At 71.4% G+C, this 21,827-nt stretch carries 17 protein-coding genes; 9 read left to right on the forward strand and 8 right to left on the reverse strand.

The features are described from left to right. Positions 1-31 precede the first annotated feature (31 nt). From ABD733_RS00135 to ABD733_RS00145, 3 genes are all read right to left on the reverse strand, one after another. Complete coding sequence (locus ABD733_RS00135) at positions 32-442, reverse strand: DUF2382 domain-containing protein (RefSeq protein ID WP_344793013.1); 411 nt, start codon at positions 440-442, stop codon at positions 32-34. 133 nt (positions 443-575) lie between these two features. Then, the gene (locus tag ABD733_RS00140) at positions 576-1,340 is read right to left on the reverse strand and encodes a mechanosensitive ion channel family protein (protein WP_344793014.1); all 765 of its coding nucleotides are present in this window, start codon (positions 1,338-1,340) and stop codon (positions 576-578) included. A gap of 55 nt (positions 1,341-1,395) precedes the next feature. After that, positions 1,396-2,232 carry a DUF2382 domain-containing protein gene (locus ABD733_RS00145; protein WP_344793015.1) on the reverse strand — a complete coding sequence of 279 codons (837 nt, stop codon included), beginning with the start codon at positions 2,230-2,232 and terminating at the stop codon, positions 1,396-1,398. A gap of 300 nt (positions 2,233-2,532) precedes the next feature. On the opposite strand from ABD733_RS00145, the gene ABD733_RS00150 reads away from it, so the two are divergent. The 7 genes from ABD733_RS00150 (at position 2,533) to ABD733_RS00180 (ending at position 9,596) form a co-directional block, all read left to right on the forward strand. Continuing rightward, positions 2,533-3,249, forward strand: a complete 717-nt coding sequence (locus ABD733_RS00150) for a TetR/AcrR family transcriptional regulator C-terminal domain-containing protein (RefSeq protein ID WP_344793016.1) — start codon at positions 2,533-2,535, stop codon at positions 3,247-3,249. Positions 3,250-3,360: 111 nt separating this feature from the next. Beyond that, the gene (locus ABD733_RS00155) at positions 3,361-4,533 is read left to right on the forward strand and encodes an ROK family transcriptional regulator (protein WP_344793018.1); all 1,173 of its coding nucleotides are present in this window, start codon (positions 3,361-3,363) and stop codon (positions 4,531-4,533) included. Positions 4,534-4,644: 111 nt separating this feature from the next. Next, on the forward strand, positions 4,645-5,763 hold the full coding sequence (locus ABD733_RS00160; protein ID WP_344793019.1) for a sugar ABC transporter substrate-binding protein: 1,119 nt from the start codon (positions 4,645-4,647) through the stop codon (positions 5,761-5,763). 111 nt (positions 5,764-5,874) lie between these two features. Continuing rightward, positions 5,875-6,639 (forward strand): ATP-binding cassette domain-containing protein, encoded by a 765-nt coding sequence (locus ABD733_RS00165; RefSeq protein WP_344795933.1) that lies wholly within the window; start codon positions 5,875-5,877, stop codon positions 6,637-6,639. Continuing rightward, positions 6,636-7,904 carry a sugar ABC transporter permease gene (locus tag ABD733_RS00170; protein ID WP_344793020.1) on the forward strand — a complete coding sequence of 423 codons (1,269 nt, stop codon included), beginning with the start codon at positions 6,636-6,638 and terminating at the stop codon, positions 7,902-7,904. Before ABD733_RS00165 ends, ABD733_RS00170 begins: the two co-directional genes overlap by 4 nt. 74 nt (positions 7,905-7,978) lie before the next feature. Then, positions 7,979-9,112, forward strand: a complete 1,134-nt coding sequence (locus tag ABD733_RS00175; protein WP_344793021.1) for a YihY/virulence factor BrkB family protein — start codon at positions 7,979-7,981, stop codon at positions 9,110-9,112. A gap of 34 nt (positions 9,113-9,146) precedes the next feature. Next, positions 9,147-9,596, forward strand: coding sequence for a hypothetical protein (locus ABD733_RS00180; protein ID WP_344793022.1), 450 nt, complete (start codon positions 9,147-9,149; stop codon positions 9,594-9,596). Between the two features lie 16 nt (positions 9,597-9,612). On the opposite strand, the gene ABD733_RS00185 is transcribed toward ABD733_RS00180, so the two are convergent. From ABD733_RS00185 to ABD733_RS00195, 3 genes are all read right to left on the reverse strand, one after another. After that, entirely contained in the window at positions 9,613-11,058 is a 1,446-nt protein-coding gene (locus tag ABD733_RS00185) for an APC family permease (RefSeq protein ID WP_344793023.1), read from the reverse strand. 238 nt (positions 11,059-11,296) lie between these two features. Beyond that, complete coding sequence (locus ABD733_RS00190) at positions 11,297-13,438, reverse strand: RecQ family ATP-dependent DNA helicase (RefSeq protein ID WP_344793024.1); 2,142 nt, start codon at positions 13,436-13,438, stop codon at positions 11,297-11,299. A 192-nt stretch (positions 13,439-13,630) separates the two neighbouring features. Beyond that, complete coding sequence (locus ABD733_RS00195; protein WP_344793025.1) at positions 13,631-16,972, reverse strand: DEAD/DEAH box helicase; 3,342 nt, start codon at positions 16,970-16,972, stop codon at positions 13,631-13,633. Positions 16,973-17,094: 122 nt separating this feature from the next. Here ABD733_RS00195 and ABD733_RS00200 point away from each other — a divergent pair, with 122 nt between their 5' ends. Both ABD733_RS00200 and ABD733_RS00205 read left to right on the forward strand, forming a co-directional pair. Beyond that, entirely contained in the window at positions 17,095-18,723 is a 1,629-nt protein-coding gene (locus ABD733_RS00200) for a molybdopterin-dependent oxidoreductase (RefSeq protein ID WP_344793026.1), read from the forward strand. A gap of 81 nt (positions 18,724-18,804) precedes the next feature. Further along, positions 18,805-19,608: an alpha/beta fold hydrolase gene (locus tag ABD733_RS00205; protein WP_344793027.1), complete on the forward strand. Its 804-nt coding sequence runs from the start codon at positions 18,805-18,807 to the stop codon at positions 19,606-19,608. A 31-nt stretch (positions 19,609-19,639) separates the two neighbouring features. Here the strand turns inward: ABD733_RS00205 and ABD733_RS00210 are convergent, their stop codons facing one another. After that, positions 19,640-20,410, reverse strand: coding sequence for an HNH endonuclease family protein (locus ABD733_RS00210; RefSeq protein WP_344793028.1), 771 nt, complete (start codon positions 20,408-20,410; stop codon positions 19,640-19,642). 15 nt (positions 20,411-20,425) lie between these two features. After that, positions 20,426-21,658 (reverse strand): polysaccharide pyruvyl transferase family protein, encoded by a 1,233-nt coding sequence (locus tag ABD733_RS00215; protein ID WP_344793029.1) that lies wholly within the window; start codon positions 21,656-21,658, stop codon positions 20,426-20,428. Between the last annotated feature and the right edge of the window lie 169 nt (positions 21,659-21,827).

A 21,827-nucleotide genomic window follows, 5' to 3' on the forward strand; every position in this document is an offset into this window, starting at 1 on the left:
CGGGCGGCCGTTCTCTCGTCGGCGGCCCGGCTCAGCTCCTGCTGATCTCCTCGCGGCCGAGCGACTCCGTGATGACGACATCCTCGGTGACGCGACGACGGGTCAGGGTGATCCGCTCGACGGGCACGATCGAGGTCACGACCTCGACCCGCTCCTCGTGCAGGATCATCACGACGGGTTCGGGGGAGACGGGCTGACTGCCGACCGCGAGCGAGGCTGCTGCGGGGATGGCCTCGCGCGTGATCCTGAGCTCTTCGCGGCGCACGTCCACGGTGATCGTCTGCTGCTCGGTCACGACCACGCGCTCGACATGGATGCGCTCGGTCGCGTGGACCTCGGTCGTGAGGACGAGGCGCTCCTCGCGACGGATGAGCTCTGCGCGGCCATCAGCGTCGGTGCGCTGTGTGTGCGCAGGCTGTTCGGGCAGGCGTTCTGGAGTCATGGTCTTCTCAGGGTCAGGAGGGATGTTCCGCCGGGCGGCGAGGTGAGCTGGCGAGGTGAGGTGAGGTGAGGGGACGGGAGGACGACGCGGCCGGCCCCGCTCGCAGAGAGCGGGGCCGGCGCGGGGCGGTGGATCAGATGGAGCGTCGGCCGGGCGTCGAGGATGTCGATCGCTTCGCCGCGTCTGCGGCCTGCTTCGCCTGCTCGGTGACCGAGGGGGCGTTCTTCGCGTGCTCCTGGATGCGGGGCGCCTCGTCGGCGGCCTTCGTCAGGATCGCCTCCCAGCGCTCCTGCATCGGCTTGATGAGGCCGCCGCCGGCGCCGACGATGATGACACCGGCGATGATGGCGAGGACCGCGATGAGGATCGGGGTCGTGACCGAGGTGGCGACGTCGATCTGGTTCAGTGCGGCGGTCGCGCCGATGAACAGGATGAAGACGGCGACGATGTTGCCGAGGATCTTGCCGTACGACAGGCCACCGAGGGTGTTCTGGATGAGCCCCTTGGCGGCGGCTGCGACGGCGGCGGCGATCACGATGATGATGATCGCGACGATGATCTTCGGGAGGAAGCCGATGATGCCCCCGAGCAGGTCGCTCACCGGGTTGGGACCGAAGACACCGAACGCGAACTGGAGCACGAACAGCACCAGCGTGTAATAGATAATCTTCGACACGATGTCGGACGCGTCGAGCTTGGAGTTCGCGAGAGCCTTCTTGATGCCGCCGCGCTCGACAGCGCGATCGAAGCCGACACGGGTGAGGAGGCGCGAGAGGCCCTTCTCGATGAGCTTCGCGACGATGAGGCCGACGACGAGGATGAGCAGGAAGAGCAGCGCGAGCGGGACGAACGCGATGACCGCGGCCAGTCCGGTCTGAAGAGCGGCGGGGAAGTTCATGGGGAGCCTTTCGGGCGGGAGGGGTTCTGGTGGGGGTGGAGCCGGTGAGGAGTGGCTAGTCGCGGTCGGCGACGGCCCCGTCGGGAGCGGTGCCGTCGTGAGCGGTGCCGGTGCGGGTGGACGCGTCGTCGAGGTCGATCTCCTCGTGCGACACGTCGGCCTCGACCGTCCGCTGCTCGGTGACGGCCTCGGTGCCGAGGCTGACGCGCTCGACCGGGACGGTCTCCTTGGCGGTGACGACGCGCTCCTCGGTGAGGACGACCTCGTGCTCCTCTTCGCTGAGCTCGGGGCCGGAAAGGGCGTCGGCGGCGTTCGCGTCGGTGATCGGCTCGCGGGTGAGGGTGACCTCGTCGTGGCTGACCGGGACTGTCCTGGTGACCTGCTCGGTGACGATGTGCTTGCGGAGGCGGGCTCGGCCGGCCTCCACCTGCTCGGTGCCCACGTGCAGCCGCTCCTCGGAGCGCGTCATGGCGTCGTCGGTCGTCGGACCCGACGTGTCGTGGCCCTCCGAGCGGCGCGCATCCGTGCCGCGGTCCGCATCCTGGTCGTACAGGGGCGACTCCTGCGGAGCGGTCACGGCGTCGCCGTTCCCGTAGTAGGCGAAGAGCGACTGCTCCTCCTCGACGCTGAGCTCGCCGTCGTCGGCGATGCGCGGGGCGTCCTTGACGACGGCCTTGTCGTGGGCGACGCGGAGGGCGCCGCCCTCGAAGGTCGCGTCGGTGAGAGGTGCGAACGACTCCGACGAGCCGAAGAGGCCCGTGCGGACCGTGACCCAGGTGGGGGCCTGCGTCTCGCCGTCCACGTAGACCTGACCCACCGTGCCGATCTTGGAGTCGTCGCTGCCGTAGACGTCGGCGCCGACGAGGTCGTTGCTGCTGCTGCTGTCGATCATGATGATGCTCCTTTCCACCGGCGTCTCACGCCGGAGGTCGATGAGGAGATGCGCTCGAAGAGACCGCGCAGGATGACGACGATCCAGCGCCCGTGATGCCGGGCCGCCGGGTCGTCCCTGCGCCGCGATGAGCTCTGAGTCGGGTCGCTCGGATCGCGAGAGTGCTCTTCTGCCGGCTTACGGTGTAAGCCGAGTCGGAGCTTACAGCGTAAGTCTTGCTAGCGTTACCGAGTCGGTCGCCAGTGCGTTTTCAGCCCCTCGCTGTCAGCCCCGGACCGCATCCGACAGGAGGAAGGCCCTGTGGCAGAGCACGATTCACCGAGGCGGGGCGGGCCTGCACCGGCACGGCTGAGCCGCGATCTCATCGTCGGCACGGCCTTGGAGCAGATCGACCGGTCGGGTCCGCAGGGTCTGTCCATGCGGTCTCTCGCTCAGGAGCTCGGGGTCGAGGCGATGTCGCTCTACCGGTACGTCCACGGCAAGGAGGACCTGCTCGAGGGTGTCGTCGCCTCTCTGATGAGCGATCTGACCTCGCACCTCCAAGAGGCCGAGGGGGAGCACTGGCAGGTGTTCCTGCAGACCGTGGCTCACTCCGTGCGGCAGATCGCGACGGATCACCCGAAGGCGTTCCCGCTCGTGGCGACGCGTCATCCTGCGGCTCCCTGGCTTCGCCCTCCGCTCCGGAGCGTCGAGGTGGTGAACACGTTCCTGACCGCGCTGACCCGGGGCGGCTTCTCCGACACTCTGGCCGTGAACGCCTACCGGGCCTTCAGCAGCTTCCTGCTCGGTCAGCTCCTGCTGCAGTCGGTCGTCCGAGGCGCCGAAGCCGGTCCGGCGGAAGAGCCCCTCGACGAGGGCGGGGCTGTGATCCCGGAGGGGGACGGCAGCATGTCGCTCGACAGCGCCCCCGAGGTGCGCCGCCTCCGCGCTCTCCTGAGCGAGGACCGGAGCGACGAGGAGTTCGAGATCTCGCTCGAGGCGCTCCTCGACCGCATCTCGCGCGACGTCTCGCAGTGATCGCAGGGCGCTCGACCTGACGGGCTCCGCGGACGGGCTCTCGTGGCGCGCTCCGGCCTTCCACTGACCCGCCGTGCGGCCCCGCGCCGGCGGGGAGTTAGGCTCTGACTCGTGAGCGAGCGACTACGGAGTCCAGGCAGCCAGGCTTCACTGCGTGAAGCCAACCGCGGCCGGGTCGTCGACGCCGTCAAGAAGCACGGCGGCCTCACTCAGGTCGAACTGGCCGGCGCGACGGGCCTCTCTGCCGCGACCGTGTCGAACATCGTCAAGGAGCTCGTGGCCACCGGCGCCCTTCACGCCACCCCGAGCACCTACAGCGGCAGGCGGGCCCTGCGGGTCACCCTGCCGCACGATCTCGGCGTCGTCGTCGGCATCCACGTCTCGCCGCGCCACCTGCACGTCGCCCTGTCCGACCTCAACGGCGTCGAGCTGGTCGAGCGCCACATGCCCCTCGCCCGCGACCACCGCGCCGACAACGAGCTGGACAAGATCGCCCTCCTGATCATGGACCTGGTGGAGTCGATCGACTCCGGGCTCGACGAGGTGCTCGCGGTCGGACTGGCCGTCGCGGCGCCCATCAACCGGGCGACCGGGATGACGGCGCGGGCGGGGATCCTGCGCGGCTGGGACGGCATCGCGATCGCGGAGTCGCTCGAGAAGCGCATCCGGAGGCCGGTGACGGTCGACAACTCCGCCAACCTCGCCGCGCTCGCCGAGTACCGCGCCGGTGCCGCACGGGGCAGGGCCACGTCCATCACGATCGACGCGGGTGACGGGATCGGTGCGGGTCTCGTGCTCGACGGGCGCCTCTTCCGCGGGTTCCACGGCGTCGCGGGAGAGTTCGGGCACGTCCCGATCATGAGCGCGGGACCGACCTGCCGGTGCGGGAACCGGGGCTGCCTCGAGGCGGTCGCAGGGGCGCCGGCGGTGCTGGAGTCGATCCGCGAAGCCGTCGGGCCGCTCAAGCTCGTCGACCTGATCCTGCGTGCCATGTCGGGCGACGCCGCCTGCGTCCGCGCCATCGGCGACGCCGGCCACACCATCGGCACCGCTGCGGCGGGGCTCTGCAACGTCCTCGACCCGGAGCGGATCGTCGTGACCGGCGAGTTCGCGCGAGCCGGCGAGCTGCTGCTGGGGCCGCTCCGGAGGGCGCTCGAGTCGCGGCTGCTCGTCGAACCGGACGGAACGCCGGAGGTCGTGCAGGGCCAGCTCGGCGCGAAAGCAGCCGTCACCGGGGCCGTCTCGCTGGCCATCGAATCTGTCGATCTGCGCCAGACGACCTGAGAGAGTGCCGAGTAGATAACGTCTTGACTTCAAGGCTTGACGTCAAGGCAGCCGGTCGTGCATGCTCGGGACACCGCCAACGAGGGTGGTCACACAGCTGGAGGACTTTCGATGAAGACAGCCACCAAGAGAGCGATCGTCGGTGCCGCGGCACTGCTGCTCTCCGTCGCGACCCTGACGGGTTGCTCGAACGGAGCCGGAGCCGGCTCCTCGGGCGGAGGCGACAACGCCTCGTCGGCCAAGAGCGCCAAGATCGGCCTCCTCCTCCCCGACTCGGTCACGGCCCGCTACGCCAGCGCCGACCGCCCGCTCTTCACCGCCGCCATCAAGAAGCAGTGCAGCGGCTGCTCCGTCGTCTACGCGAACGCCGACGGCGACGCCTCGAAGCAGCTCCAGCAGGCGCAGTCGATGCTCACCCAGGGCGTCAAGGTGCTCGTTCTCGACCCGTTCGACGGCGAGGCTGCCGCATCGATCGTCCAGCAGGCCAAGCAGAAGAACGTGCCGGTCATCTCGTACGACCGCCTGATCAACAGCCCCGACCTCAGCTACTACATCTCGTTCGACAACGAGAAGGTGGGCGAGCTCCAGGGCCAGGCCCTCGTCGACGCGCTGAAGGCGAAGAACGTCGCCGCCGGCTCCGGGATCATCATGGTCAACGGCTCGCCGACCGACAACAACGCCTCGCAGTTCAAGGCGGGCGCGCACAAGGTCATCGACGCCAGCGGCTACAAGGTGCTGGCCGAGTACGACACACCCGGCTGGGACCCGGCCAAGGCTCAGGACTGGGCCGCGGGCCAGATCTCGAAGCTCGGCGCCGACAAGATCACCGGCGTCTACGCGGCGAACGACGACACCGGCGGCGGCGTCATCGCGGCCCTGAAGTCGGCCGGCGTCAAGAGCCTGCCCCCGGTCACCGGACAGGACGCGTCCCTCGCCGGGATCCAGCGGATCCTCGCCGGCGAGCAGTACATGACGGTCTACAAGGCCTTCAAGCCGGAGGCCGAGAAGGCCGCCGACCTGGCGATCGAGCTGGCCCAGGGCAAGAAGCCCTCCGCCGACACGACCGTGAAGACCGCGGGCGGCGCGAGCATCCAGTCGGTGCTCCTCGACCCGGTCGCCGTGACCACGAAGAACATCAACGACACGGTGATCAAGGACGGCCTCTACACCGCCTCGCAGGTCTGCACCACGCAGTACGCGGACGCCTGCAGCACCAACGGCATCAAGTAATCGCCTCCGGACCGCTCGGCCCCACCCGGGGCCGGGCGGTCCTCTTCTGAGAACGAGGATCGTCACGTGACGACAGCACCCACGAATGAGCACGGCGCCCCGGCGCCCGTGATGTCCCTCCGAGGGATCAGCAAGCGGTTCGGCGCCGTCCAGGCGCTCACCGACATCGACTTCGACGTGTTCCCCGGCGAGATCGTCGCGATCGTCGGCGACAACGGCGCCGGCAAGTCGACCTTCGTCAAGATCCTGGCCGGCGTCTACACGCCCGACCAGGGCACCATCACCTTCAACGGCGAGAGCGTCACCGTGCCGAACCCGGCGGCCGCCCAGGCCCTCGGCATCGCCACGGTGTTCCAGGATCTCGCCCTCGCCGACAACCTCGACGTCGTCGCGAACCTCTTCCTCGGCCGCGAGATCACGCACGGCGTGCTCGACGAGGAGGAGATGGAGCGCCGCTCGTGGGAGCTCCTCCAGCAGCTCGCCGCCCGCATCCCCTCGGTCAGGATCCCGATCGCGTCGCTCTCCGGCGGACAGCGCCAGACCGTCGCCATCGCGAGGTCGCTGATCGGCGAGCCCCAGGTCGTCATCCTGGACGAGCCGACCGCCGCGCTCGGCGTCGCGCAGACCGCCGAGGTGCTGAACCTCGTGGAGCGCCTCCGCGAACGCGGCCACGGCGTCATCCTGATCAGCCACAACCTGGCCGACGTCCAGGCGGTCGCCGACCGCGTCGCGGTCCTGCGCCTCGGCAGGAACAACGGCACGTTCAGGATCCAGGACGTCACCTACGAAGAGATCATCGCCTCCATCACCGGAGCCACCGAGAACGCCGTGACCCGCCGCGCGGCCGCGCGCACCGACCAGGAGGCCACCCTATGAGCAACGTCGACGAGACCCTCACCGCCGCGACGCCCACCCCGTCGGCCGCGGACCTGCAGGACGAGCGCCTGCTCCGCGACCAGGGCCTCGGCGGAGCGAGCCGCGCGTTCGTCCGCCGTGTCCGCGGAGGCGACATCGGGTCGCTCCCCGTCATCGTCGGGCTCGTGGTGATCTGGGCGGTGTTCCAGATCCTGTCGCCGGACTTCCTGTCGCCCGGGAACCTCGTGAACCTCGCGCTCCAGTGCGCGGCCGTCGGCACGATCGCCATCGGCATCGTCCTGGTGCTCCTCCTCGGCGAGATCGACCTGTCGGTCGGAAGCGTCAGCGGCCTCGCCGCGGCGATCCTCGGCCAGGGGCTCACCACGCTCGCCTGGCCGCTGTGGCTCGTGATCGTCGTCTCGCTCCTCGTCGGCGGGGCCGTCGGCCTCCTCTACGGGCTGCTGTTCACCCGCTTCGGCGTGCCGAGCTTCGTGATCACGCTCGCCGGACTCCTCGGGTTCCTCGGCCTGCAGCTCCTGATCCTCGGCCCGAACGGCTCGATCAACCTGCCCTACACGTCGCCGATCGTGCAGTTCGCCTCGGCGTCGTACCTGCCGCCGTGGCTCGCCTACGTGCTCGCAGCCGTCGCCGCCGGAGGGCTCCTCTTCTCCGACCTGCGTCGCGCCTCGCGCCGTCGCCGCGCGGGCCTGTCGACCGGACCGCTGTCGCTGACGATCATCAAGGCCGCCGCCATGCTCGTCGGTCTCTCGATCATCGTCTGGTACCTGTCACAGGACTTCGGGACCGGCACCTCGTTCGTCTTCTTCATCGCCCTCGTGGTGCTGATGAACTTCGTCCTGAAGCGCACCCGCTGGGGCCGCTCGGTCTTCGCCGTCGGCGGCAACGTCGAGGCGGCCCGACGCTCGGGCATCCGGGTCAACCGCATCTACATCTCGGTATTCATGCTGACCTCGGTCTTCGCGACCGTCGGCGGCCTCCTCGCCGCGGCGCGACTGAACTCGGCGAGCCTCTCGTCGGGCGCGGGCGACACCAACCTGAACGCGATCGCGGCCGCGGTCATCGGCGGGACGAGCCTCTTCGGCGGACGCGGCAGCGCGTGGTCGGCGCTCCTCGGCATCGTCGTCATCCAGTCGATCTCGAACGGGCTGACGCTCTTGAGCCTCGACTCGTCGATCCGCTACATGATCACCGGCGCGGTGCTGCTGCTCGCCGTGATCATCGACTCGCTGTCGCGGCGGAGTCGGGCGGCGCACGGGGCGGCGTGATCCTGCGCTCTCGCATTCCGGAGGGCCGGGCCGCCTGGTCGTCGACGGGCAGAGGCTGAGGGTACGGTCGACGCATGGCAGGAAACCCGCTGGACCGCTTCTTCGGCTGGTTCTTCGGGCTGTTCATCGTGCGGGTGTTCCTCGGGTTCGGCGGCAAGAACGGCTACGTGCTCTCGGCCGGCCTCGCCTACCAGGCGCTCTTCGCGCTGTTCGCCGCCCTGTGGTCGGCGTTCTCGATCGCGGGGATCGCCCTGGCCGGCAGCCCGCCCCTCCGGGAGTCGCTCTTCGGCGTGATCAACGCGTCGGTGCCGGGGCTCATCCGGACCGACGCCGACTCCACCGGCGCCATCGACGCCACGAAGCTGCTCCACGCCGGGATCTTCGGGTTCACCGGCGCCGTATCGATCGCGGTGCTGGTGTTCACGGCGATCGGGTTCCTGGGGTCGGCGCGCGGCGCGGTCCGGACCATCTTCGACGTGGCGCCTGTGGCGGAGAACTTCTACCTGCGGAAGGCCAAGGACCTCCTCCTCGGGCTGCTGTTCGGCGTGGCCGTGCTGCTCTCGAGCATCCTGAGCCTCATCAGCACGTCGTCGGTGCGGTTCGTCCTCGGGCTGGTCGGCATCGACTCGTCGGCGATCGCGTCGGTGATCCTGCTGCGGGCCGTCGGGCTCCTGGTCGTCTTCGCCTTCGACACGCTGGTGATGATGGGCCTGTTCAAGGTGCTCTCGGGGCTGTTCATCCCGAGGAGGCTCCTCGTGATCGGCTGCCTGATCGGCGCCGCCGCCCTCGGTGTGCTGAAGGCGATCGGCGGGCTCCTCCTCGGACACACGACGAACAACCCGCTCCTGGCTTCGTTCGCCGTGATCGTCGGACTCCTGATCTTCCTGAACCTCATCTGCCAGGTGCTGCTGCTGACGTCGTCGTTCATCTCGCTGCGGATGAGCGACGAGGGAGTGCTGGCCGACCCCGTCGCGGAGCGGGAGCGGCTGGAGCGCCTCGCGCGGCTCGAGGCCGAACGGCAGGAGGAGCTCCGCCGGCAGGCCCTCGAGGAGCGGCCGATCTGGGTGCGGGCGGCGGCGTCGCTGCGGGAGCGGCTGCCGCGGGTGTCGTGGCCGCCGTGGGGGCGGCGCGGGTCGCGGGAGCAGGAGCAGGCGCAGGCCCAGGATCAGGAACCGGCGCAGGATCGCGACGGCGACGCGTCGGAGTAGCAGGGTGCGGGCAGAGGAGCCCTAGGCTGGCGCCATGCGCATCGTCCGGAGGCGGTACAAGGTCCTGTTCATCGCGGCCTGGCTGATCGGCTTCGGGATCGTCCGCGGGCTGCTGGAGCAGGTGGGCGCGGGCGGATTCGCCGACTGGCTCGGCTCCTTCGTGTCCCTGGCGATGACGTTCTGGGCCGTGCGGGTCTTCCGGGTGCCGGAGGAGGACATCGCGGCCCCTCGAGCCCTCTGGCGGATGACCGGTCGGCCGACGGCCGGATTCCTGCTCGGCGGACTGATCGTCGTCGGCGCTGCCTTCGGCGTCTGGGGTCTGATCTACTCGAACATCGTCGCTCCGTCGCCGTTCAGCACCGCGGTGGCCGGGACCGACAGCGTCCCGCACCAGGTCGTCAGTCTGATCATCTCCGTCGTGGTCGGGGTCCTCTACCTGCGGTCGTCGTTCCGGCTCGCGCGCCGAGTCGACGTGGCCGCCTGAGGCTCACGCCCGGCACTCAGCGGCCGTGATCGAGCTCGGCGGGGACCTCCTCGGCTGGGGAGCCGTGCCCGGACGAACGACGCACGACGAAGGTGACCGCCCACAGGACGACGCCGATCGCGAGGAGAGCGCCGGCGATGCCGTACTGCTCGATGCCGCGCCCGGACGACCACGGGAGGACGAGCCAGAGGCAGGCGACGATCCCGACGACCGGCAGGACGCGGCCGGCCCGGAAGTGCCTGTGCTCGACGCGGTCGGGCCGCAGGCGCAGGACGACGAGGTTCACGACGGCGAAGACCGCGAGCAGCAGGAGCGACGTGGTGCCGCCGAGGACGGCGACGATGGGCGACTCGGGCGACAGCGACACGTAGCCGATGAGCAGGAGGCTGAGCCCGGTCGTGAACAGGATCGAGGCCCACGGCGTGCGGTTGCGGGCGTGCACCTTCGACAGGAAGCCGGGTAGCACGCCCTGCTTGCTCATGCCGTAGAGGAGGCGGCTCGCCATCATCATGTTGATGAGCGCCGAGTTGGCGACCGCGAACATCGAGATGAACGGGAGCAGCGAGCCGATCGGGAACCCGGGTGCCGCGGTCTCGACCACGGTGACCAGCGGCGTCTCGTTGTCGGCGAGCCGACCGATCGGCACCACCGCGACCGCGCAGAGGGAGACCAGGACGTAGATGACGGCGGTGATCCCGAGGCCGGTGAGCATGACGCGGGGGAAGATCCGGGACGGGTCTTTGGTCTCCTCGGCCATGTTGACGCTGTCCTCGAAGCCGACCATGGCGAAGAAGGCCAGGCTGGTCGCGGTCGAGATGCTGAGCAGCAGCGCCTTGTCGCCCGGAGTCTCGAACACGACGACGCGCGAGAAGTCGGCGTTGCCGCCCGCGATCGCCCAGAAGCCGATCAGGATCACCATCACGAGGCCGGAGAGCTCGACGAGCGTCAGCACGACGTTGGCCTTGACGCTCTCGCTCACCCCTCGGAAGTTGACGGCCATCACGAGCAGCAGGAAGCCCATCGCGATGAGCATGATCGTCGCGTTGCCGAGCTCGACGTCGATGCCCGCGGCGAGGTTGGCGGCGAAAGCGCGGGCGGCGGTCGAGGCGGAGGTGATCCCGGAGCACATCACGATGAAGGTCACCAGGAACGTCACGAAGTGGATGCCGAACGCCTTGTGGACGTAGAGGGCGGCGCCCGCGGTCTGCGGGTACTTCGTCACGAGCTCGAGGTAGGAGAAGGCGGTCACGAGGGCCACGCCGAAGGCGATCAGGAACGGCAGCCACGCGGCCCCGCCGACCTCGGCGGCGACCTGCCCGGTGAGGGCGTAGACGCCGGTCCCGAGGATGTCGCCGATGATGAACAGCAGGAGCAGCTTCGGCCCGATGGCCCTCTTCAGCTCGCCCTGCTCAGCCGGTGCGCCGCTCTCGGGGCTGGGCGCGGGTGCGGTCGTCGATGCCATGGGAGCCTCCGGTGGTGTCGGTGGATCGGTTGGTTCGGGCCATCCTGCGCGCGCTCTGCGGCAGCCGTCACGGTTCGGCGGGATGTTGCGGGCTGTGCAGCTTTGATCGGTCGTGCGGGCGCGTCGCGTGCCCTGCTCGCAGCGCGTCCCGCGGCGGGCACCGCGTCGAGCCGTGGCGGGACGCGGTGCGTGACACGGGACGCCCTGCGTTGAACGCGCCCGGGCACCTCGCGGAGGGCTAGCCGACCAGGGCCAGGGCGAAGGGCAGGACGGCGTCGGCGCCGGCCCGACGGAGGGCTCGTCCGGCCGCGGTGACACTCCAACGGCTGTCGACGAAGTCGTCGACGAGCAGGACCGGGCCGCGCTGCTGCGCCAGCGCGGCGGCGAGCTCGGGACCGACGTCGAACGCGTCGGCGACCGCGGCGAGGCGGTAGACGGAGTTCGCGGTGGTGCGCGGAGCGCCCGGAGCCACGGCCTCGTCGTCGCCCGCGCCTCGTCGGGCCCGGGTCAGCGGCGGCAGCAGCTCGAGCCGGCCCACGGTGCTCAGCGCCTCGGCCAGCGACGCGACGAGCCGGGGCCGGGAGGCCGACGGCATCGCGACGACCGCGGTGGGACGCTCGGCCCACGGCCACTCCTTGAGGACCCGCACGCAGCCGTCGAGGAGACCCTTCGACAGCGGGACGTCGGGGGCGCCAGCGGCGAAGACCTCGCGGAGGGCGGTGCCCCAGCCGAGATCGGTGAGCCGGGCCAGGGCGCGGCCGGACTCGACGCGCTGGTCGGCCGGGATCTTGCCCTTGAGCGACAGCCCGACCCGGTCGGCGCCGGTGGGCCACTGCGCCCGGGGCTCCAGCTCGACGCCGACGCGGTCGAGTGCGGCGGTCGCGAGGCCCGAGGCCTCGGCCCGCACCTCGGAGGGGTACCAGGCGCCGGCGCAGACGTCGCACCGCCCGCAGGGAGCCGCGGCAGGATCGTCGAGCTCGGCCTGGAGGAGCTGCATCCGGCAGGTGGCCGACGACTCGTAGCGGAGCATGGCGTCTTGCTCGGCGACCCGCGCCATTGCGATCCGCTCGTAGCGCTCGCGGTCGTACTCCCACGCCTTGCCCGTCGACACCCAGCCGCCCTGGACGCGCTGGACGGCGCCGTCGACGTCGAGCACCTTGAGCATCAGCTCGAGCGGGGTGCGCTTCAGGTCGACGCGGGCCTCGAGGGCTGGTGTTGAGAACGGGGTGTCGTTCAGCTCGGCGAGGACGGCGTCGGCCCGCTTCTCGGACGGCATCGACGCGGTGGCGAAGTACTGCCAGATCTCGGCGTCTTCGCGACCGGGCAGGAGCAGGACGTCGGCGTTGTCGGTCGCACGGCCGGCGCGGCCGATCTGCTGGTAGTACGCCACCGGCGACGAGGGCGCACCGAGGTGCACGACGAACCCCAGGTCGGGCTTGTCGAACCCCATGCCGAGGGCGCTCGTCGCGACGAGGGCCTTGAGGTCGTTCGTCTTGAGGCGCTGCTCGAGGCGCTCGCGCTCGTCGGGGTCGGTGCGGCCCGAGTAGGCGGCGACCTCGTGGCCGGCCTCGCGGAGGAGCCTCGCCGTGTCGTCGGCGGCGGAGACGGTCAGCGTGTAGATGATGCCGCTGCCGGGCAGGTCGGCGAGGTGGGACAGCAGCCAGCCGAGGCGCTCGCGGCTGGTCGGCAGGGTCAGGACGCCGAGGCGGAGCGACGCGCGGGCGAGACTGCCTCGGATCGTGAGCACGGGGGAGCCTGCACCGAGCTGCTCCTCGACGTCGGCCACCACGCGCTCGTTCGCGGTCGCCGTCGTCGCGAGGACGGGGATCTCGTGCGGGAGCGTACGGATGAGGTCGGCGAGACGACGGTAGTCGGGCCGGAAGTCGTGACCCCAGTCGGAGATGCAGTGCGCCTCGTCGACGACGAGCATGCCCATCGTGCGGACGAGCTCGGGCAGCTGCTCGTCGCGGAACCGCGGGTTGTTGAGCCGCTCGGGCGAGACGAGCAGGACGTCGACCTCGCCCCGGGAGATCTGCTGCTGCACGTCGGCCCACTCGTGGGCGTTCGCGGAGTTGAGCGCCGCGGCGCGCACACCGGCTCGGGCGGCCGCTGCGACCTGGTCGCGCATGAGGGCGAGGAGCGGGCTGACGAGCAGGGTGGGCCCCGCACCGCGTCGTCGGAGGAGCAGCGTGGCGATGAAGTAGACGGCCGACTTGCCCCAGCCGGTGCGCTGCACGACGAGCGCCCGGCGCCGGTCGTCGACGAGCGCGCGGATCGCCTCGAGCTGCCCGTCGTGGAACACGGCGTCGTCGCGCCCGGTCAGCGCCCGCAGGAGGCCGAGCGCTTCGGCATCGAGATCGGTGGGGGTGGTCGTCGTCATGGGGCAACTCTGCCAGCCGCCGCCGACAGCGGGAGCCAGGATCACGAGTGGGCGGGCCCTGGCAGCAGACGGCCCGGCTCCGGAGACCCGCCGACGCCTGCCAGCACCCGCCGACGCGACGAGACGCGCCCCGACCCGACCCGACCAGAGCGAACAGAACAGACCGACCAGAACAGACCGCACCGAGCCCGACTACTCCAGCAGCCCCCGGATGTCGTCCGCCGTCAGCGCCGCACCGAACGCCTGCTCGTCGTCGTCCATCATCGCGTCGAACAGCTTCGCCTTGCGCTCCTTCAGCTGCATGACCTTCTCCTCGATCGTGTCGTTCGCGATCATCCGGTACACGAAGACGTTCGAGGTCTGGCCGATCCGGTGGGTGCGGTCGACGGCCTGCGCCTCGGAGGCCGGGTTCCACCAGGGGTCGAGGAGGAAGACGTAGTCGGCCTCGGTGAGGTTGAGGCCGAAGCCGCCGGCCTTGAGGCTGATCAGGAACACCGACGCCTCACCCGTCTTGAACGAGTCGATGACGGACGCCCGGTCGCGGGTCGAGCCGTCGAGGTAGTCGTGCGTGATGCCCTCCTTCTCGAGGCGGGCCTCGACGAGGTGGAGGTAGGAGGTGAACTGGCTGAAGATCAGCGCCCGGTGGCCGCCCTCGATCACGTCGCGGAGCTCGTCGACGAGCACGTCGAGCTTCGACGACGGGATGCCGCGGTAGGCATCGGAGTCGACCAGCGAGGCGTCGAGGGCGAGCATCCTGAGCAGGGTCAGCGACCGGAAGACGATGAAGCGGTTGCGGTCGAGGTCGTCGACGAGGTCGAGCAGCTTCATGCGCTCGCGCTGCAGGAAGAGGTCGTAGAGCCGCCGGTGCGAGGGCTCGAGGTCGACGCGGAGGGTCTGCTCCTGCTTCTCGGGCAGCTCGGGCGCCACGGTCTCTTTGGTGCGGCGGAGCATCAGCGGCCGCACGCGGCTGCGGAGCCGGGCGAGGAGCTCGGGCCTCTCGTGCTGCGCGATCGGCTTGACGTACTCGTCGGTGAAGCGGAGGCCGCTCGGGAGGAGCCCGGGGGAGACGACGTGGAACAGCGACCAGAGGTCGAACAGGTCGTTCTCCATCGGCGTGCCTGTGATCGCGAGCTTGAACGGCGCGCGGAGCTCGGCCGCCGCCCTGTGCGCCTTCGACTGGCGGTTCTTGATCATCTGCGCCTCGTCGAGCACCAGCCCGGCCCAGGACACCGCCTGGTATTTCGCGAAGTCGAGCCGGAAGAGGGCGTAGGAAGTGACGACGACATCGGCGCCGCGGGCGATCTCGTCGATCGAGGCGCGGCCCTTCGCGGCCGTGGTGGTCACGACCCTCACGGAGAGCCCCGGCGTGAACCGACGCGCCTCGACGGCCCAGTTGGCGACGACGGACGTCGGGGCGACCACGAGGAACGGGCCGGCGGCCGGAGCCTCGGTGTCGACCGGTTGCGGCAGCACGTGATCCTGCGCCCTCGGCCTCTCTCGGACGTGCTCGAACAGCGCGAGCGTCTGCAGGGTCTTGCCGAGCCCCATGTCGTCGGCGAGCACCCCGCCGAGGCCGTGCTCGTGGAGGAACGCCAGCCACCGGAACCCGTCGAGCTGATACGGGCGCAGGATCGCGTCGACCCCCGCGGGCACCGGGATCTCGTCGATGCTCTCGCCCCGGCTGATGCGGAGGAGGCCGCCGACCGTGCGACTCCAGGAGTCGGCTTGCCGCGTGGCGTCGGCGAGCTCCTCGAACTCCGACCAGAGGCTCGCCTGGTACCGGTTGAGGTGGAGCTCGCCGGTCTCCCACTCGTCGAGCGCCTCGGCCTCGGCGATCAGCCGCTTCAGGCCGTCGAACACCGGCTGCTTGAGCGAGAGGTAGGTCTTGTCGACGAGCAGGAGCTTGTCGCGGCCCTTGGCGAGGGCGGAGAAGAGCGGCGCGAACGGGATCGTGCGCCCCTCGACGGTGACCAGGACGCCGAGGTCGAACCAGTCGCGCTTGTCGGACTCGACCGTCGTGACGGTGAGCTCCGGCTCGGCGGTCAGCTCGCGGTAGTCGGGGCGCTCGCCGATCGTCTCGACGCGGACGTCGCCCCGGGCCTCGATCACCGGGAGCACCCGGTCGACGAACTCGGCCGAGTCGAGCCCGTGCAGGGCGAGTGCCGCGGGCGGCCCCCCGAGGTCGGCGGTGAGACCCGCGGGCAGCGGGTGCGCGCCCACCGGAGCGCGGCGGCCGGCGTCGAGCCACGACCAGGCCAGATCGAGCCGGTCGGCCTCGCCGAACGTCAGAGTCAGGACCAGCACCGGCGGCAGGATCTCGGGAAGGGTCACCGAGCCGTCGCCGCTGACGACCTCGACGACGCGCGACAGCCGCGGGTAGAAGTCGCGGAGGAACTCCGCCTCTTCCGCAGCCGGCACCTCGATGGCCGTGCGCGCGGTCAGGAGGGCGCGCTGCTCGTCGGTGAGGGGCCCGGTGGGGGCCAGCACCAGCCGGAGGGCCGGGTCGAAGCTCCACGAGTAGACGCCGTGGTCGGCGATCACGCCGATCGACGACGCAGGATGCGCGTGCCCGTCGATCGAGACGGCCGCCGTCAGGCGCAGGTCGGCCGGCCCCTCGGCCCCGGTGCTGCTCGACGCCACATCGATCGCGACCGCTGCCCGCTCGGCCACGACCACGTCGGCCTCGCGCTTGCCGGTGACGAGGCTCACCCCGAGGCGCGCGCCCTCGGCGAGCAGCGGCCAGAGCAGCGGGCTCGCGAAGTCGTCGAGGAAGAGCCACTCCGAGTCGCCCGGGACGTAGGCGTCGCGGGCGGAGCGGTGCAGGGCCTGGAACTGCCCGAACCAGCGGTGCTGCTCGGGGCTGACGCCGAGGCGGTTGAGCGAGAAGGGGAGCGTGGTCCAGGTCAGGCTGCCGCGGACCCAGTTGCCCGTGGCGCTCTGCGTGACCGGTCGCACGCCGAGTCGGAAGGCCGCGCCCTTCGCCGCGCTCGCGGCCGACCCGGCTCGGGAGGTCGGGGCGCCCCACCGCGCGCTCTGCGACCGCGTGCGCTCGCGGAGCTCGAACTGCAGGCCCATCGGCGTCGTCCGCCGACGGTCGGGCGCACTCGTGTCGGCGAGAGCGTCGAGGGCAGCTCGCCAGGTGACACCGCCCGCCCCGGGGCCAGCGGCGGAGACGCCCGCAGCGGAGCCTCGCGTGGCCTCGGGGCGCAGGGCCTCCTGCTGGCCGGTGATCGTCGAGGCGTTGCTCTGGAGGAGGAGGGCGGCGACGTGCTTGCAGGCGCTGCCGACGAAGCAGGTGCAGGAGCTCGACGTCGGCTTCGCGGAGTCGCCCCTCGTGCGGTTCAGGGCGACCTGGGCCCGGTACGGCTCGGGTTCGCTGCCCACGACGCTCCCGGTCAGCTCGAGGGAGTCCTCGTCGAACTGCACGGCGTCGACCCGGTGCTCGCGCACGAGGGCCTTGGCGCGGTCGAAGGCGCCCGGGCCCACCAGGCGGATCACATCGGTGGCGTCGACGAGAGGGACGGCCGGAGGCATTCCCCTAGCCTGTCACGAGCCGCCGACAGTCCTCGTCCGGCCAGGCGCCGCCGCGGGACGGGCCGGGCCCCGAGGAGGCCGCACCCCAGCTTCTCCACGGCGGGCGGCCGTAGCATCGCCGCATGCCCGATCCTGCGACCCCGCCCGCCGACCGTCCCCGGCAGGGGCGGCTCGCGGCAGCAGCCTCGGGCGTCGTCTCGGTCGTCGCCTTCCTCGCGGCCGCCGAGGTCGCCGCGATCTTCGTCGGCGCGCAGTCGAGCCCCCTGGTGGGCGTCGGCAGCGCCGTGATCGACCTCGCGCCGCCCGGCGCGAAGACCCTGATGGTGGGGCTGTTCGGCACCGGAGACAAGGCCGCCCTGTTCGCCTTGATGGGCATCCTGATGGTGGCGATCGCAGCTCTCGCGGGTCTTGCTGAACGCTCCCGTGCGCCCCTGGGTCGCGTCATCCTGATCGTCGGGGCAGCGCTCGCCGTCCTCGCGGTCCGCACCCGGGCCGACGCCAGCGACTTCGACGTGGTGCCGAGCGTCGTGGGCGGCATCGTCGCGATCCTGCTGCTCCGCGCACTGATCGGGCGCTCGTTCCGCTGGGACGCCGCCCGCGCCAACCAGGCCGCCGAGGAGCGCGGCGGCGATCTCGTCGAAGTGGCACCGCCCCTCCGCGCACCCGGAGTGGAGCGCCGCGCGTTCCTCGGCCTGGCCCTCGTCGGCGCTGCCGCCGCCGTGGTCGTGGGAGCCGGAGCCCGGGTCATCACCGCGGCGCAGGTCAACGCGGCGTCGCTGCGGCAGGCCATCCGGTTGCCGAAGGCAAAGGTGACCGCACCGGCCGTGCCCGCCGGCGCCTCCCTCGACGTCGACGGGGTGTCGCCGTACGTCACACCCACCGCCGACTTCTACCGGATCGACACGGCGCTGTCGGTGCCGCAGGTCGACCCGTCCAGCTGGAAGCTCGAGATCACGGGGCTCGTCGACAAGCCGCTCACCCTCACCTGGGACGACCTCGTCGCCCTTCCGCTCGAGGAGCACCTCCTCACGCTCAGCTGCGTGTCGAACGAGGTCGGCGGCGACCTGATCGGCAACGCGCTCTGGCTGGGCTACCCGATCCGGTCGCTCCTGGCCAGGGTCGGCGCCGACTCGTCGGCCGACATGGTCCTGTCGCGGAGTGTCGACGGCTTCACCGCGAGCACCCCGCTCTCGGTCCTCACCGACCCGGGCACCGAGGCGATCCTGGCGATCGGGATGAACGGCGAGCCGCTGCCGCTCGAGCACGGCTTCCCGGTGCGCATGGTCGTCCCGGGCCTCTACGGCTACGTCTCGGCCACCAAGTGGGTCACCTCGATGAAGGTCACCCGCTTCGCCGACGAGACGGCGTACTGGACGACCCGCGGCTACTCGGCGAAGGCGCCGGTCAAGCTCGAGTCGCGGATCGACACCCCCGCCTCCGGCTCCACGGTCTCGCCGGGCAGCGGCGGCACCGTGCCGCTGGCGGGAGTCGCCTGGCAGCCGCACACCGGGGTCTCGGCCGTCCACGTCCGGATCGACGGCGGCCCCTGGCTCGAGGCCGACCTCGCCGACTCCGTCTCGGACGACACCTGGCGGCAGTGGGTCTACCGCTGGGACGCCCCGGCGGGCGAGCACCGCGTCCAGGTCCGCGCGACCTCGAAAGACGGCACCGTGCAGTCGTCGAAGAACGTGTCGCCCGCTCCGAACGGCGCCGAGGGCTGGGACGAGATCACGGTGAGCGTCAAGCGCTGACCCGCGGGAGCGCGATCCTGCGGGGTCCGGTAAAGACGCGGCGGTCCGGTGGATACGCGGGGTCCGGTGGATACTGGGCTGATGGTCGACAGCAACCTCGAAGAGCATCGCACCTCCGTCCGCGGAGCGTCCCTCGCCTGGACCGAGGAGGGCAGCGGCCCGACCGCCGTCTGGTGTCACGGGCTGAGCTCCAGCCGCGATGCGCAGGAGGTCAGCCGCATGTTCGACTGGTCGCCCGTCGTCGCGTCCGGCCACCGGCTCGTCCGGTATGACGCCCGGGGGCACGGCGGCTCGACGGCGACGCCCGAGCCGTCCGACTACGAGTGGCGGAACCTGGCGCAGGATCTCCTCGCCCTCCTCGACGAGGTCGCTCCAGGGGAGCGCGTGGCCGGCATCGGCTCGTCGATGGGCACCGCGACGCTGCTGCACGCAGCGCTCCTCGATCCCGACCGGTTCTCGAGGCTCGTGCTCACCAGCCCGCCGACCGCGTGGGAGACCCGCGCTGCGCAGGCCGGCTTCTACCGGCAGCTGGCCGATCAGGTGGAGGAGCAGGGGCTCCGCGTCTTCGAGGAGCAGATGCTCCAGGGACCGCCGCCGCCCCCGGCCTTCGGCGACGTCGATCTCACCGCCGACGGACTCGGCATCGACGAGGACGCCATGCCGACGATCTTCCGCGGCGCGGCCGGCTCCGACCTGCCGCAGCCTGAAGCGCTCGCCGAGATGCAGGTGCCGAGCCTCCTGCTGGCCTGGTCGGGCGACCCCGGGCATCCGGTCGTGTCGGCGTCGCTCCTCGCGGAGTACCTCCCGGACGCCGTCCTGCGCGTCGCGGCCACGCCCGAGCAGCTCGCCCGGTGGGGCGGCTACGCGGCGGACTTCCTGCGCTGACGCGCCTTCATCGCAGGCGCTCCGCGACGGGTCAGCCGGTGGGCGCGCACGACGACAGCACCCGCAGCATCGCGTCGCGCTCCGGCGGAGTCACCCACAGCCGGTAGCGCGCCTTCACCTCGACCTGGTGCTCGACGTAGTCGCAGCGGAACGCCTTCCGCGCGGGCAGCCAGGTCGCGGCATCTCCGGAGCCCTTCTGCTGGTTCGAGTGCCCGTCGACGGCGAAGAGGTTGGCCGGATCGTTCGCCAGCGCCTCGCGCTCCGCCTGCGAGAGCCGTTGCGCGCCGGTCCGCCAGGCCTCCTCGAGGGCGACGACGTGGTCGATCTGCACGAGCTGCGAGGTGGAGACCCCGCGGGTGAAGCGGATGGTCTGCCCTGTGTACGGCGAGACGAGGGTGCCCGAGACGACGCGGCAGGGCCCCTGGCGCAGGATGCCGGTGAGGTCGCGCGCCAGGATGTCGTCGCGGGTGTCGCACCCGTTCCGATCGACGTCGAGCCACGCCGTGCCGAAGTCGCCCTCGCGGTCGTAGCCGGTCGCCGGTGCGCGGCCCTTGACCGGGAGCGCGGCCAGGAGGCGGAGCGCTGGCCCCGCGGCCGATGACGCGGAGGAACCGAGCGAGGCCGAGGAGGCGGGAGCGGCCGACGCTTCGACGCCGGAGGTCGGCGCCGGAGCCGGAGCCGGGGCCGCATCGAGGGTCTCGCCGCGGACGGCTCCCACGACGACGGCGGCCACGAGCACCAGGCCGGCGCCGAGGAGGGACGCCAGGGCGCGCCGGCGCGCGCGGAGGGAGGAGGCGGTCACAGGCGACGGACGGCGTCAGCGCCCAGTGAGCGTCGCGGTCACGCGGTCCCACCAGGCGTCGGAGGCGGCCCGAGTCGGCTCGATGCGCGACGCCCAGGTGGACCGGATCGCGTCGGATGCGCGCCAGGTGTCGAGCGCGACGTCGGTGGCGCGGCCGTCGAGCACGTCGCGCGCCGTCACCACGCTCGACTGCCCGAAGTTGCCCAGGGCGCCGGTCAGCTTGACCGTCGTGTAGTCGTCGACGGCGATGCCCACGGTCGGAACCCCCGCGGAGACGGCGAAGATCGCCGGGTGGTAGCGGCTCGAGACCGCGAGCGACGCGCCGCGCGCGAACCGGGCCGCGGCGATGCTGTCGGTGGTGGGCTCGATCCTGCTCGGCTGCGTCATCCTGTCGATGACCCGGCGGTGGGCGAGGGAGTCGCCGCGCTCGTCTCCCGGGCCGCGGAGCGAGGCGAAGTGGGCGAAGAACACGATCTCGAGACCGGTCTCGGCGGCGACGCGGTCGAGGAGGCGGGCGGTGGCCTCGGCGAAGGCGTCGCGGTCGAGGCCGCCGACGTGCGCGGCCAGGGTCACGGCGCAGTAGGGCGCGACTTCCGGGCTGTCGGCCGCAGGCGCCTCCGCAGCCCGGTCGACCCCGAGGAAGCTCGCGTCGTCGATGGTCGACTCGACCCCGTCGCCGGTGACGCCGAGCTCGCGCACCAGCGCGGCCGATGCGGCCTCGCGGAGCCCGATGAGGCGCGCCGAGCCGAGCAACCGGGCGGTGAGGTCGCGGTCGTCCCCTTCGAGCTCCGGGCCGATGGTCTGGCCGCTGACGACGAACGGCTTGCCGAACCGGGCCGCCAGGGCCGCGAGGGTGGCCCGCTCGAAGATGTGCATCGGCCAGATCGACGCCATGTTGCCGCCGCCCGACACGGCGACGCCGTCGGCCTCGCGGACGGCCGCGATGACGCCGTGCGCCGGGTCGTCGCTCTCGAGGAGGCCGGACTCGCCGTCGGCGGTGCGGAGGACCAGCCCCATCCGCTCCTCCTGCGCCGCCCGGTCGCCCACGACCGCGGGCGAGAACCCGATGCCCGGGATCGCGTCGAGGCCGTAGCGCCGCCGGGTCTCGTCGGGGTTCGACGAGAGGCCGGTGAGGGAGGTCACGCCGCGCCTGCGGAGCTGCGACGCGAACTCCTCGAACATGGCCTCGTCGCCGATGTGGACCATGTCGTCGAGCACGCCGACGTCGCCGAGGAGGAGGATGCGCACGGGTGCTCCCTGGGGGTGGAGGGGAAGGGGGAGGGCGGCCGTGCGGAGACCCGCGGCCGATCCTCCGATGTTACTGAACGGCCGCTGTGCCGGGAGACACCTGGATGCCCTAGTGTTCGTCAGCAGGCCCCGACCGGAACCTGTACCCCTGTACCCCGTGTGAAAGGGG

This window comes from Frondihabitans peucedani (assembly GCF_039537585.1).
GTDB lineage: Bacteria > Actinomycetota > Actinomycetes > Actinomycetales > Microbacteriaceae > Frondihabitans > Frondihabitans peucedani.